Consider the following 13467-nt stretch of genomic DNA (forward strand, 5'->3'; position numbering starts at 1 on the left):
CCGTGGAGAGGCCCGCGCGCGACATCGCCGAGATGGAGACCTCGACTCGCAACAGCAGCGCCCCCCTGGCGGACGGCCACAACCGCCGCCGCTGGAGCCTGGTCTTCCTGTCCTACGTGCCGTTCTACTTCATCTCGTGGCTGTTCCGCCGGCCGGGACCGCTGGAGCTGGCGGCCTCGATCGCGGGCGTGCTGGTCTTCCTGGCGCTGTTCTACGCGATCTGGATGCGCAAGGGCCGGCCGGCGCTGTGGCAGGTGCTGGCGATTTACGGCATCGGCCTGTCGTTGTCGGGCTTCAACACGGGCTGGAGCGTCTACACGATCTACGCCATGTCGTTCGCCTCGCGCCTGCCGTCGCGCAAGGTGGCGGTGCGGACGATGATCGGGCTGGAGGTGCTTCTGCTGGCGCTGGGTCCGTTCTTCATGAACTACAACTGGCCGGTCTGGGCCTCGGGCGTGCTGTTTGGCGGCATCACGGGCTTCGCCGGCCTGATGCAGGCCGATATCGAGCGCAAGAACGAGGAGCTGGCCCTCGCCCATGAAGAGGTCCGGGCCCTGGCCACCACGGCCGAGCGCGAGCGGATCTCCCGCGACCTGCATGACCTGCTGGGCCACACCCTGACCCTGGTCGCCGTGAAGGCCGAGCTGGCCGCCAAGCTGGTCAGCCGCGACGCGCAGGCCGCCGAGCGCGAGATGCAATCCGTCGCCGCCGCCGCCCGCGAGGCCCTGTCCGAGGTCCGCACCGCCGTGGTCGGCATGAAGGGCGCCTCGCTGACCACCGAGCTGGAGCGCGCCAAGGTCGCCCTGGCCGCCGCCAACATCCAGGCCGAGGTCTCCGCGACCGCGACCGACGGCTATCCCGGCCAGGAGGCGGTGCTGGCCATGGCCCTGCGCGAGGCCATCACCAATGTCATCCGCCATGCCGGCGCCACGCGCTGCCAGATCTGGGTGGCGCCCAGTCCCGTGGCTCTGACCCTCAGCATCGTCGACGACGGGAAGGGCGGCAGCCTTGTCGAGGGCTCGGGCCTGAAGGGCATGCGCACGCGCCTGTCGGCCATCGGCGGCGACCTCGACATCGTGTCGGACAAGAACGGGACGCGCCTGGTGGCGACGGCGCCCGTAAGCGCTTTTGGGGAGGCTTCCCAGTGATCCGCGTCGTCATCGCCGAAGACCAGAAGATGGTGCTGGGCGCCCTCAGCGCGCTGCTCGAGTTGGAGGGCGACATCCAGGTCGTGGGCCGGGCGGCCGACGGCGTCGAGGCGCTGGACCTGGTGCGCTCCGAGAAGCCGGACGTGCTGATCTCCGACATCGAGATGCCGAACCTGACCGGCATCGATGTCGCCACGCGGCTCACGGCCGATGGGGCCAGCACGCGGGTCCTGATCGTCACCACCTTCGGCCGGCCGGGCTATCTGCGCCGGGCCATGGAGGCGGGGGTGAAGGGCTACCTGCTGAAGGACGGTCCCAGCAGCGTGCTGGCCGCGGCCGTCCGCACCATCGCCGCCGGCGGCCGGGCCATCGCGCCGGAGCTGTCGGAGTCCATCTGGGACGCCGCCCCCGATCCCTTGACCGACCGCGAGCGCGAGATCCTGCGTCTGGCCGAGGAGGGGCGATCGAACAAGGACATCGCCGAGGTGCTGGACCTCTCGCCCGGCACGGTCCGCAACTACCTGTCGGAAGCGGCCCAGAAGCTGGGCGCGGCCAACCGCGTCGAGGCTGGCCGCATCGCCCGTTCGAACGGCTGGCTCTAGGCCCGGCCCCAGAGCCGCTCCCACTTCCAACCGGTCAGGTCCTCGACGATGGCCTTGGACTCCTCGCTCTCGGGCGCGGTGGCGCCGGCCCGCAGGCGTTCGACCTCGTGGACCAGCACCGCGTGGGTGCGGGCGTTGAGGTGGAAACGCCACGAGATCAGCATGCCGGCGATCATCACCACCAGCGGGCCGCCGATCATGACCAGCACCAGGGCCTGGATCGCCTGGGGCGTCTGCACGGGCATCGGCTGACCTTTGGCGGCGGAGACGAAGCCGCCCAGGCCGATCAGGCTGGTGGTCAGCAGGATCGCGCCGGACTGGGCGATCTTGCGTACGAAGGTCATGACCCCGGCGAAGATGCCTTCGCGGCGCAGGCCGGTGACCGCCTCGTCGACGTCGGGCAGGTAGTTGTAGACGCCCCACGGCACGAAGTTCAGCGTGCCGCGGCCCAGGCCCGCCAGGATGATCGGCACGAACAGCCAGAACAGCACGGCCGGACCGGCCTTGGCGCTGAAGATGTTGCCGCCCAGACCCGCCACGCCCTGCGCGAAGCCCGCCGGCTTGATCAGGTAGAAGGCCAGGAACAGCAGCAGGGCCGCGCCGACGAAGCTGATGGCCATGCGGTAGGCGGCGGTCGGGCCGGTGCGGATGATGACGCGGATGGCGATCATCACCGAGATCAGCTGGGCCACGTACATGGTCGTCATCAGCTGCGAGATCAGCAGGGTCGAGCCCAGCATTACCGTGGCCACGAACAGCGGGAAGGCGGTGTTGAAGATGTCCTGGCTGATATAGCCGCCCAGATACAGCGACAGGTGCTGGCGGAAGGCCTTGATGCGCAAGGTCGAGAACAGATCGCGGAACATGTTGACCGGGATCAGCGCCGCCTTGGACCAGTCCATCGGCTCGGGCTGGACCAGCTTTTCGGCCTCGCTGTAGGGGCGCTCCCAGGACAGCAGGACGACGATCGTCACGACGATGCTGAACAGCACGCCGAAGATGGCGGCCATGATCAGGAAGGTGTTGGGCGAGTCCTTGCCGCCGAAGTGGCTGATGATCAGGGTCGGCAGGTACGAGGCCAGGATCGCCGAGCTCTGGGCGATCAGCATGCGGGCGCCCGCGAACTTGGCCTTCTCCTTGTAATCCTTGGTCATCTCCGCCGCGAGGGTCTCCCACGGGATCAGGAACATCGTGTAGACGAACTCGAAGAAGATGAAGGTCACCAGGTAGTAGGCGAAGGTCTGGCCGGTGACGAAGATCAGGGCGAAGGCCGGCAGCAGCGGGATGGTCAGGATCAGGAAGATCTTGCGGCGACCGATCTTCCGCCCGACCCAGGTGTGGCGCAGGTTGTCGGAGATGTAGCCGATCAGCGGGCAGGTGATGGCTTCCAAGAGGCGCGGCAGGCCCAGGATCAGGCCCGTCTCGACCGGCGACAGCCCGCAGAAGGTGATGAAGAAATAGGCCAGCCAGCCGGTGATCACGGCCTGAGCGCCGGCCCCCAGCATGTCGCCGGAGCCCCAGCCCCAATAGTTCACCCAGGTGGGTTTGCGGATGTCTGAGGTGGCCATGGTCTTCTCCCTTCGAGGCGGGGTCTTTGCGCCCCTTGCCGGTCCAGCTCTGTGCTGGACCGGATTGATGCGGTGATCGGTTAGATGAAGGCGCGCTGGAACTCGCCCAGGGCCAGCATGGCCAGCGACTGGCCGTAGGGCATCGAGGTCAGCGGGATGTCCTTGTATCCCTGGATCGTGTCGAACACCGGGGTGCCGAACGAGACCTGCTGCAGCTCGCCCTTGTCGTCGATATTGGCCAGCACGCCCTTGATGGCGCGGATGGCGACGGCCTCGTATTCCTTGCCGATGTAGCGCTTACGGACGGCCTTCAGGACGCCATAGGCGAAGCCGGCCGTGGCCGAGGCTTCCAGGTACGAGGTCTTGTCGTTGATGATCGTGTGCCAGAGGCCCGTCTCTTGGTCCTGGTACTCGGTCAGCGCCTTGATCTGCGCTTCCAGCGCATCGATCAGGAAGGCGCGCAGGCCATCGCCCGGCTTGAGGTCCAGGAGCTCGATGAACTCGGGGATGGCGATGGTCACCCAGCAGTTCCCGCGCGCCCACAGGGCGTCGGCGAAGTTGTGACGGCCCTCGAAGGTCCAGCCGTGGAACCACAGGCCGGTCTTGCGGTCGGCCAGATACTTGATGTGGACCATGAACTGGCGCTTGGCCTCCTCGACGAAGTCGGGGCGGTCGAGCAGCAGGCCGATCTTGGCCAGCGGCAGCACGCTCATCATCAGCGTGTCGTCCCACAGCTGCTGCGGGTTCTCGCTGTTGAAGACGATGTGCTGGAAACCGCCTTCCTCGGTGCGCGGACCCTCGTACATGACGTAGTCGGCCCAGGTCTCGAGGTAGGGGATGTAGGTGTGGTCGCCGGTGGCCTCGTACAGATAGGCCAGGGTCAGGAACGGCGAGACGGTGTTGATGTTCTTGGTCGGGGTGCCGGCCTCGAAGCGGTCGGCGAACCACTGGGTCATGATGTCGAAGGCGCGCTCGTCGCCGTGCATCTCGTACTGCTTCCACAGGCCGTAGAGGCCGACGCCGTGGGTCCATTCCCAGTCGTTCCAGCCCTTGGTGTCGATCACCCGGCCGTCGTCCAGGCGCAGCAGGAACTCGCCGGTCTCGTCGGTGATGTCGACAAGGTTGCTGATCAGCGAGGCGATCTTGGCCTTGATGTCCTTGGCGTCCAGGCCATGGGCGAGATTGGGCACGGTAGTCTCCAGGAGTTCGGTATCAGGGTTTGAAGTCGGGGGCGGGCACGCGGGCGACAGGGACGCCGCCGCGCACGGTCCGCAGGTTCACGAGCTTGACGGCTTCCAGGGCGTCGCCGGGGGCGCCGTCGCTGGTCACTGCGAGCGCAATGGTGTTCTTGCCGCGCGGATCGACGATGCCATTGGGCAGTACGAAGGTCCGCTGCGGGCCGACATGGGCAATGAACTGGCCCATGTTCCAGCCGTTGACGAAGATCAGTACGCGGTAGCGCTTGTTCGGCGAGCGCGGCTTGTCCGGATCGCCGATGCTGAGGCCCAGGGTGACGTCGTGATCTTTGGGCAAGGCGAGATCAAAGCTGCTGCGATACCAGGTCGTGCCAGCGTAGGGCGTGGTCGCGGCCATGTCGGCCTTGGCCCACGACGCGTCCGGGAAGCCCGGCAGGTGCCAGCCTTCGCGCTCGCCATACTGGCCGCCGTTATTGGGGTTGCCGCGCGCCGGATCCTGGATGTCCTCGCCGCCTTTGTTGCCTTGAATCTTCCAGGCGATCGGCACGGCGAAGCTGTAGGTCCCTGGGCCCGACAGCGAGGCCGAGACCAGGCCGCGGGCCTCCTTGTGGAAGTCGTCAGCGTCGAGGTCCCAATTGTGGCCGTTGTTGCGGACCATCACCGACAGCACGTGCTCGCCGGTCCCACGCAGGTCTTGGGGCAGCTTGAAGGTGGCGACGCCCGTGGTGATCGGGCGGGGCAGGCCGCCGTCCAGCTCGTGCTCGCCCAGGAACCGGCCGTCCAGCCAGACCTGTAGCAGACCCGCGCCGCCGGCGCCGTAGTGCAGGGTCAGGGTGTCGATATCGGCCTGGCCCTGGTATCGGCCGCGATACCAGACGTCGCCCTGGTGGAAGCCGTAGGTGCTCATGTCCAAGGCCGGCTGGCCTGTGGGGCCACGCACGGTCGAGCCGCTGCGGCGGCCTTCGGTCTTCAGCCAAGCGGCGTCGTCGAACTTCGGGTCGGCCTCGGGCGAGCCGGGGGCGGTCTTCCAGTCGAGCTTGGCGAGGTCGGGCAGGGTGATCGCGCCCGGACCCGCCAGGGCCTTGTCGGCGAGCAGGCTACCCGAGGCGGTGGTCTTGGCCGTGACCTTGGCGCCGTTCCAGCGGATGGCGGTCACGGCCTTGGGCGCGAAGATCTCCAGCGGGCTGTCGGTTTCGGTGTCGCCGGTGAGGCTCAGGACGCCGCCCTTGGTCGCCGCGCTGCGCACCAGCCCCGGACCGCGCACCAGCACCTCGTCGCGTCGCCAGAAGGTCTGGCCGGTCTCGGCGTCGGCTAGCAGCAGGGTGAGGGGCGGGCGACCACCGCCAGTGATCCGCACGCGGGCCAGGCCCTTGTGGGCGTAGGTCAGCTTCAGGTCGCCCTTGGCCGCGTCGAAGCCCGAGGCGACGTCGCCTTCCAGCACCGCGACCTTCGGCGCGGACGCATAGCGCAACACCGTCTCGCCCGCCTCGCCGGCGCGGCCGTAGAGCAGGGCGATGTCGCCTCCGTCCTGCTTCAGGTGAGTCTGGATCTCGGACGTCGAATAGACCAGTCGCTGGCCGCCCAGGTCGTAGCTGGCCATCAGCATCTTGCTGTCCTGGCCCTTGATCCGCGAGGGGACCACATACTCGCCGTCGCGGGTCTTCAGCTTGAAGGTGAAGGCCTCGTCGCCTGTGGCGCTGCTGGGATTGTGGACCACGACATAGAGGTGGCTGCCGGTCTCGGCATTGACGTTGTGATAGACGCGGACCTTGTCGTTCGAGGCAGCGACGGCCTCGCCCTTGTCCATCCGGGTCAGGTCGGGGACGGCGGCGATGAACTCGCCCATCTGCTTCATCACGCGGATCTTGTCGCGCAGGCCCCGGGTCTCGTCGATGGCCGAGCCGTAGTCGTACGAGGTGAACACCACCGGGGCCGGCAGCCAGCCCCAGCTGGTGCCGCCATAGGTCATGTAGAAGCTCTGCAGCGTCAGGCCGTTGGCGATGTTGGTCCCGTAGAACACCCGCTGATAGCCGACGCCGCGGTGGATGGCCGTGCAGTCGTAATCGCCGTTGCTGCCCCAGTAGTCGAACCAGCCGCCGCCGAACTCCGCGAGGAAGCCGGGCGTGTTCGGACTGGCCAGGGCCCCGCCCTTGGCGCCGTTCGCGCCATAGATCCCCCAGTCGGGCGCGACGCCGGGGCTGGCGGGCTTGCTGTCGACGCGGCAGTTGCCGCCCGGATAGCCGTCGAAGGCGTAGAGGTCGTTGGGACCTTCCACCGTGCCGGGCACGTTCGAGCCCTTGGGCACCCAGTAGCCGTTGCGGCCCTTGTCGTTGTGGAAGATCGGGACGGTGATCCCGTCCGCCTTGGCCTTGTTGTACAGCCACTGCATGTAGCGCTGTTGCGGGGCGCCGACGACGTCCAGCTCGTTCTCGATCTGATGGGCGATCACCGTGCCCTGGCCGGTGGTCAGCTGATGGCGGGCGATGACGGCGTTGATCCGCGTCAGCCACTCGTCCGAGGCCTGGATATATTCCGGCGCGTCGGTGCGGGCGCGAGCCTGCTGATTGACCATCCAACCCGGGAAGCCGCCCCGGGTCAGCTCGGCGTTCACGTAAGGCCCGGCGCGGGTGATGACGTACAGGCCTTCTTCCTTGGCCATGGTCAGCACGCGGTCCATGTCGCGCACGCCGCTGAAGTCGTAGACGCCCTGCTTGGGCGAGTGGTAGCCCCAGTCGAAATAGATCGCGACGGTGTTGTAGCCGCTGGCCTTCATCTTCTGGAGGATGTCGCGCCACAGGTCCGGGCTGGGCACGCGGAAGGGGTGGAATTCGCCGCCCCACGAGAACACTCGCTGGCCGTCGACCTTAAGCGAGTACTTGTCCCAGGTGATCTTGTGGGCTTCGGCAGGCTTGGCCGCGACCGCCTGGTCGCCGCCTTCCTTCAGCACCGTGAAGTGGCGCACCGTGCCGGAAAGCTCAGGCAGTTCAGCCTTCTGGCTCCAGGTCCTGAAGCCGTCCTTGCTGTCGGAGTACCAGTAGCGCTTGGCCATGTACTCGTCGAAATAGATCCGCCACGCGCCGCCTGGCGTGCGGCTCATGGCCGGGCCTTCCAGATAGCGGCCCCAGCCGGCCCAGTCGCCCGTGCCCTTCGGCGCCCATGGCCCGTCCAGCGACGGGGCGGTGTAGAGCTCGATGAACTTGGTCGTCTCGTTCTTGGCGAACGCGTTGTAGAAGCCGTCCTGGCGCACCACGAATGTGTCGATGAAGTTCGGACCCAGGCCCGACAGCACCTTGGGCGCGCTCCAGGCCGCCAGCGAGCCGTCGCTGGCGGTGATGCGATAGGGCTGGAACTGGCCGGCGATGCCGGTGGTCGAGACCGACAGTATCAGGCTGATCGACCCGTCCTGGTCGACGAACCACTCCGGCGCCCAGCTGTTGGTCGCGCCCGCCACATCGATCTTCAAGTCGCGCAGGAAGGTCCAGTCAGTCAGGTCCTGGCTGCGGGCCAGGCCGATCGTGTCGCCAGTCCAGCCGGTGGTGTAGGCGACGTAATACCAGCCGTCCGTATGCTTCATCACGCTGGGATCGCGGATGAGGCCCTTGGGCGGCGTGTAGGCCAGCGGCTTCTTCAGCGTGAAGCGCGTGCCGTCGGCCGAGTCGTACACGCTCATGTTCGACTGGCTGGCGTTGGTGAACGCCGTCATCGTGTAGCGGACGGGCTCGGCCAGCGCGGAGCTTGCCAGCAGCGCCGTCACGAGGCCGAGAGCGGGGAGGGCGCGCATCCTCAGCCCTCGAAGTAGAAGACGGGCTTCAGCGGCCACTCGACGGGCTTGTTGTCGGGATGGACCTCCATCAGGTCCGCCATGAAGTTCCACCAGCGCTTCATCACCGGCTGCAGCGGCAGGGCGTCCTTCTTATTGTCGGGGCGCAGGCGCAGCACGGCGAAGAGGCTCATGGTCTCCTCGTCCAGGAAGATCGAATAGTCGTGGATGCCCGCGTCGCGCAGGGCTTCGGCGAGGTCCGGCCAAAGCTCGTCATGGCGGCGCTCGTACTCGGCGGCGACGCCTTGCTTCAACTGCATGCGGAAGGCGAGGGGGCGGCTTTCCGTCGTCGTGCTCATCGTCTTCCTCCTGAATGTCGTTCTTGTTTTTGTTTTTGGTTAGTTCGCGAGCCGGTAGACCCGCCTGGCTGTCCCGGCGAACAGCGCCTCGCGCTCGTCGTGACTGAAGCTGGCCGTGATCGCGTCATATGCGGCGTAGAAGCCGCCGAAGCTGCCGTGCGCGCGTTCGACCGGGAAGTTGCTGGCGAACATGCAGCGCTCGACCCCGAAGGTCTCGATGACCCGCAGGACGAAGGGCTTGAGGCTGGCGGTGGTCCACGACCGGTCGACCATGGCCAGGCCCGAGATCTTGCAAGCGACGTTCGGACGCTGGGCCAGTTCGGCCAGGCCCCCGCGCCAGGCGGCCAGGCCGGCCTCGTCGCGGTCAGTAGGCATGCCGGCGTGGTTGACGATCAGCGGGATGTCCGGATGGGCGTCGGCCAGCGCTGCCGCCGTCGCCATCTGCGAGGCGTAGAGCTGCAGGTCGAACGACAGGCCGTACTTGGCCAGCAGGGCGAAGCCCTTGCGCCATTGGTCGTCCTGTAGCTTGTCGCTCGGACCGTAGGTCTTGGTCGGATCCTCGTGCCAGTTGACGATCTGGCGGATGCCTCGGACGGCTTTGCGGGCGGCGTGGGCCGCCAGCATAGCTTCGACGGCCGGATCGTCCAGATTGGCGCCGGCGACGATGCCACCGATCACGCCGCGCTGGTCGGCGATCGACTGCAGCCAGTCGGTCTCGGACAGCTGGTCCTTGGGTGGCAGGCCGCACTCGACATGGACGGCCTGGACGACGTTCCAGCCCTTCGCATCGGCCAGATAGTCGTCCAGTCCGTAGGACTTGTAGGCGATTCCGGACATGTCGCCGGCCGGGTTGTTCGGCAGCGGCGTGTCCTGGAGCCAGGCGTAATAGTGCCGATCGAGGTCCCACAGATGCATGTGGGGATCGACGATGGGGCCCGTGTACGCCATGGCTCCAGCTACTCCCTAGAACGTGGTCCGGCCGCCGGAGGTGTCGAAGGTCGAGGCGGTGGTGAAGCTGCACTCCTCCGACGCCATGAAGCAGACCATGGCGGCGCTCTCGTGGATCTCGCCGAGGCGGCCCATCGGGATCTTGCCCTTCATGTACTCGACCTGGCTGGCGGGCAGTTGCTCCAGGATCGGGCTCTCGAAGGTGGCCGGGGTCAGGCTGTTGACGATGACGCCCTTGGTGGCCAGTTCCTTGCCCAGCGACTTGGTCAGGCCGATCACCGCCGCCTTCGACGCCGAATAGGCGCCGGCGTTGGGATTGCCTTCCTTGCCGGCCACCGAGGCGACATTGACGATCCGGCCGTAGCCTTGGGCGATCATCAGCGGCGCGATCGACTTGGCGCAGTAGAAGACGCCGTTGACGTTGATGTCGAAGACGCGCTTCCAGCTGTCGGTCGGGTACTCGTACACCGGGGCGGTAGCGCCGGTGATGCCGGCTGAAGCGACCAGGATGTCGACGCGGCCCAGGGCCGCGTTGGCCGCTTGGCCAGCGGCCAGAACAGCGGTTTCGTCCGAGACATCCAGCGCGACGGTGTGGGTCGCGCCCACTTCCTCGGCGGCGGCCTTCAGGCCATCGGCGTCAAGGTCCCACAGCGAGACCTGGCCGCCTTCGGCGACGATGCGCGCGGCCACGGCCTTGCCCAGGCCCGAGGCGCCGCCGGTGATGACCGCGACGCGGCCGGCGAAACGATTGGGATAGATGGTGCTCACTGGGCGCCGTCCTTCGACCAGGCGACGACGATCTGGCGCTGTTCGCCCAGCTTCTCGATGCCCAGGCGGATCTCGTCGCCGGCCTTCAGATAAACGGGCTCGGGCTTCTGGCCCATGCCGACGCCGGGCGGGGTGCCGGTGGTGATCAGGTCACCCGGTTCCAGCGTCATGAACTCGCTGATGTACGAGACCAGCTTGCTGATCGGGAAGATCATGGTCTTGGACGAGCCGTCCTGCTTACGGGCGCCGTTGATGTCCAGCCACATGCCCAGGTCCTGCGGGTCGCCGACCTCGTCCGAGGTGACCATCCAGGGACCCACGGGGCCAAAGGTGTCGCAACCCTTGCCCTTGTCCCAGGTGCCGCCACGCTCGATCTGGAAGGCGCGTTCCGAGACGTCGTTGATCAGGACGTAGCCGGCCACGTAGTCCAGGGCCTCGTCCTCGGTGACGTAGCTGGCGCGCGAACCGATCACGACGCCCAGTTCGACTTCCCAGTCGGTCTTTTCCGAACCGCGCGGGATCATGACGTTGTCGTTCGGACCGGTCAGGCAGCTGACGGCCTTGGTGAACAGCACCGGCTCGGCCGGGATCGGCAGGTTCGACTCGGCGGCGTGGTCGGCGAAGTTCAGGCCCACGGCGATGAACTTGGAAACGCCGTTGACCGGCACGCCGTAGCGGGGCGAGCCCTCGACGACGGGCAGGGTGGCCGGGTCGATGGCGGCCAGGGCCTTCAGGCTGGCCGGCGACAGCTGGGCGCCGGTGATGTCGGCCACGTGGCCCGACAGGTCGCGGATCTTGCCTTCGTTGTCGAGCAGGCCGGGCTTCTCGGCGCCCTTGGGGCCGTAGCGGAGCAGTTTCATGGATCTACGCTTTCAAATGGATCAGCGGGCGTAAGGACGGTGCAAGCCGACCTCGCGATTGAGTTCGACGCCGAAGCCCGGCGCGTCGGAGAGCTTGAGCTTGCCGTTCACCGGAACGGGTTCGCCGATCAGCTGCGGGTGGAACATCGGCACCACCTCGTCGGCCTTCGGGGCCATCATCAGGAACTCGGCGAACGGGCTGTTATGGCGCGTGATGACGAAGTGGTAGCTGTACACGGACGAGCCGTGCGGGATCATCATCACGCCCTTGCTGTCGGCCAGGTTGGCGATCTTGATCAGCTCGGTGACGCCGCCGCACCAGCCCACGTCCGGCTGGATGATGTCGCAGCACTCCATCTCCAGCAGCATGCGGAAGCCCCAGCGGGTGGCTTCGTGCTCGCCGGTGGTGACCAGCATGCCGGTGGGGGCATTCTTCTTCAGGTCGCGATAGCCCCAGTAGTCGTCGGGGCTGAGGGCTTCCTCGATCCACTTCAGGCCATACTCGTGGGCCTTGTGGGCCAGCTTGGTGGCGTAGTTCAGGTCCAGCGACATCCAGCAGTCGAACATCAGCCAGAAATCGTCGCCACAGCGCTCTCGCATGGTGGCCAGTTCCTCGATGTTCTTGCGCAGGCCTTCCTCGCCCTCGGCCGGGCCGTGGTGCAGGGGCATCTTGCCGCCGATGAAGCCCATCTGCTTGGCCAGGTCCGGGCGCGCGCCCGTGGCGTAGAAGGTCAGCTCGTCGCGGACCTTGCCGCCCAGCAGGGCGTAGACCGGTTCCTGGCGCAGCTTGCCCAGCAGGTCGTACAGCGCCAGGTCGACGCCCGAGATGGCGTTCACCACCAGGCCCTTGCGGCCGTAGTACTGGGTGGAGAAGTACATCTGGTCCCAGATCTTCTCGACCTCGGTCGGGTCGCGGCCTTCCAGGAAGCGGGCCAGGTGCTTTTCGACGATATAGGCGGCGGGCTCGCCGCCGGTGGTCACCGCGAAGCCGATCGTGCCGTCGGCGGCCTCGATCTCGACGACCAGCGTGCCCAGCACGTTGATGCCGAACGATTGGCGGCTCTGGCGATATTCCGGATAGCGCGACATCGGCGTGGCGATGTGGTCGTCAATCCAGTGGCCATCGCCCTGGTCATGATAGTCGGCGCCGCCGCCCCGAACCACGAAGGCGCGAACATGCTTGATGACCGGAAACGCCATGGACGACGAGGCTCCAACCTTGCGGCGGCCGTCCTCGACGCCGCCTGGGGACAAGGGAGGTGCGCATGCCGGAAGCGTTCCAGCAGGCCCGTGACGCCGCCTTTAGGCCGCGCCTACCTCCCCAACATAACCTATGTCACGCTATCGGTTCGCGAGGCGGGCGCGCTCATACAGAGTCGCCGTCGTTCCGCTTGCCTTGCGTTCCACAATATGAGAGGTAGTGCTACAAAATGAAACCAGCGTCAAGGGGAGCGGAACCGGTGGCGGCGGACGAAAACGCGACGACCAAGTCTCCCAGCGGCAGCCAAACCCTGTTCCGAGGCCTGGATCTGCTGGACGTGGTCGCCGAGTCCGGGACCATCGCTTTGCCGGCCCTGGCCAAGCAGTTGGGCCTGACCCGCAGCACGACTCACCGGCTGGCCACGGCCCTGGTCGAGCGCCGTCTGCTCTCGCAGGCGCCGCGCGAAGGTTACAGCCTGGGCTCAAAGCTGCTGGAGCTGGGCTACCTGGCCAGCCAGCAGATGGATCTGCCGCGTATCGCGCGCCCGCACCTGGAAAAGCTGTGGGAAGAGACTGAGGACACCGTCCACCTGGGCGTGCTCGACGATGAGCGCGCGCTTTATCTCGACAAGCTGACCGGCCGTCGCCGCATCAACATCAGCTCGCGCGTGGGCGATCGCCAGCCGATCCGCTCGACGGGTCTGGGCAAGGCCCTGGTGCTGGACGACACCGAGGAGCGCTGGCGCGCGCTGTACCGCTCGGAAGGCGTCGCCCTGCCGACGGCTCCGGATGAGAAGCAGTGGATCGACTGGATGCGCGACTACTCCAAGCGCGGCATCGCCTTCGACCTGGAAGAGAACGAAGACCGCATCCGCTGTGTCGCCGCGCCGATCCGTGGGGCCTCGGGCCAGATCGTCGGCGCGATCAGCGTCTCGGGCGCGGCGCAATACATGGACGACGACCGCATGAAGACGCTGGTCGACGACGTGCGTGACACGGCCAACGCCATTGGCCGTGACCTGGGCTGGAACGGAAAACGGCTGGCCCGCTGATGAGTA

At 66.9% G+C, this 13467-nt stretch carries 11 protein-coding genes; 3 read left to right on the forward strand and 8 right to left on the reverse strand.

Going from position 1 to position 13467, the window contains the following annotated elements:
• Positions 1-2: 2 nt before the first annotated feature.
• Together AC1RR5_RS05630 and AC1RR5_RS05635 are read left to right on the forward strand one after the other, a co-directional pair.
• A complete protein-coding gene (locus AC1RR5_RS05630; protein WP_492920114.1) occupies positions 3-1148 on the forward strand; it encodes a sensor histidine kinase in 1146 nt (381 codons plus the stop codon).
• Positions 1145-1750 carry a response regulator transcription factor gene (locus AC1RR5_RS05635; protein WP_492920115.1) on the forward strand — a complete coding sequence of 202 codons (606 nt, stop codon included), beginning with the start codon at positions 1145-1147 and terminating at the stop codon, positions 1748-1750. Before AC1RR5_RS05630 ends, AC1RR5_RS05635 begins: the two co-directional genes overlap by 4 nt.
• Here the strand turns inward: AC1RR5_RS05635 and AC1RR5_RS05640 are convergent.
• The 8 genes from AC1RR5_RS05640 to rhmD all read right to left on the reverse strand — a co-directional run bounded on the left by AC1RR5_RS05640 (position 1747) and on the right by rhmD (position 12409).
• Positions 1747-3318 carry an MFS transporter gene (locus AC1RR5_RS05640; RefSeq protein WP_492920117.1) on the reverse strand — a complete coding sequence of 524 codons (1572 nt, stop codon included), beginning with the start codon at positions 3316-3318 and terminating at the stop codon, positions 1747-1749. The two genes, AC1RR5_RS05635 and AC1RR5_RS05640, sit on opposite strands and share 4 nt — an antisense overlap.
• Positions 3319-3398: 80 nt before the next feature.
• Complete coding sequence (bglB, locus tag AC1RR5_RS05645) at positions 3399-4508, reverse strand: beta-galactosidase BglB (protein ID WP_492811690.1); 1110 nt, start codon at positions 4506-4508, stop codon at positions 3399-3401.
• A 22-nt stretch (positions 4509-4530) separates the two neighbouring features.
• Complete coding sequence (locus tag AC1RR5_RS05650) at positions 4531-8295, reverse strand: beta-galactosidase (RefSeq protein ID WP_492920118.1); 3765 nt, start codon at positions 8293-8295, stop codon at positions 4531-4533.
• 2 nt (positions 8296-8297) lie between these two features.
• A complete protein-coding gene (rhaM, locus tag AC1RR5_RS05655; protein ID WP_492920119.1) occupies positions 8298-8633 on the reverse strand; it encodes an L-rhamnose mutarotase in 336 nt (111 codons plus the stop codon).
• 39 nt (positions 8634-8672) lie between these two features.
• Entirely contained in the window at positions 8673-9581 is a 909-nt protein-coding gene (locus AC1RR5_RS05660) for an amidohydrolase family protein (protein WP_492920121.1), read from the reverse strand.
• Between the two features lie 15 nt (positions 9582-9596).
• The gene (locus tag AC1RR5_RS05665; protein WP_492920122.1) at positions 9597-10349 is read right to left on the reverse strand and encodes an SDR family NAD(P)-dependent oxidoreductase; all 753 of its coding nucleotides are present in this window, start codon (positions 10347-10349) and stop codon (positions 9597-9599) included.
• Positions 10346-11209, reverse strand: a complete 864-nt coding sequence (locus AC1RR5_RS05670) for a 2,4-didehydro-3-deoxy-L-rhamnonate hydrolase (RefSeq protein ID WP_492920123.1) — start codon at positions 11207-11209, stop codon at positions 10346-10348. Before AC1RR5_RS05670 ends, AC1RR5_RS05665 begins: the two co-directional genes overlap by 4 nt.
• A 21-nt stretch (positions 11210-11230) precedes the next feature.
• Positions 11231-12409 carry an L-rhamnonate dehydratase gene (gene rhmD, locus AC1RR5_RS05675; protein WP_492920125.1) on the reverse strand — a complete coding sequence of 393 codons (1179 nt, stop codon included), beginning with the start codon at positions 12407-12409 and terminating at the stop codon, positions 11231-11233.
• Between the two features lie 230 nt (positions 12410-12639).
• On the opposite strand from rhmD, the gene AC1RR5_RS05680 reads away from it, so the two are divergent.
• Complete coding sequence (locus tag AC1RR5_RS05680) at positions 12640-13461, forward strand: IclR family transcriptional regulator (protein WP_492920126.1); 822 nt, start codon at positions 12640-12642, stop codon at positions 13459-13461.
• Positions 13462-13467: the final 6 nt, after the last annotated feature.

The organism is Caulobacter sp. GW821-FHT11E11 (genome assembly GCF_058808315.1).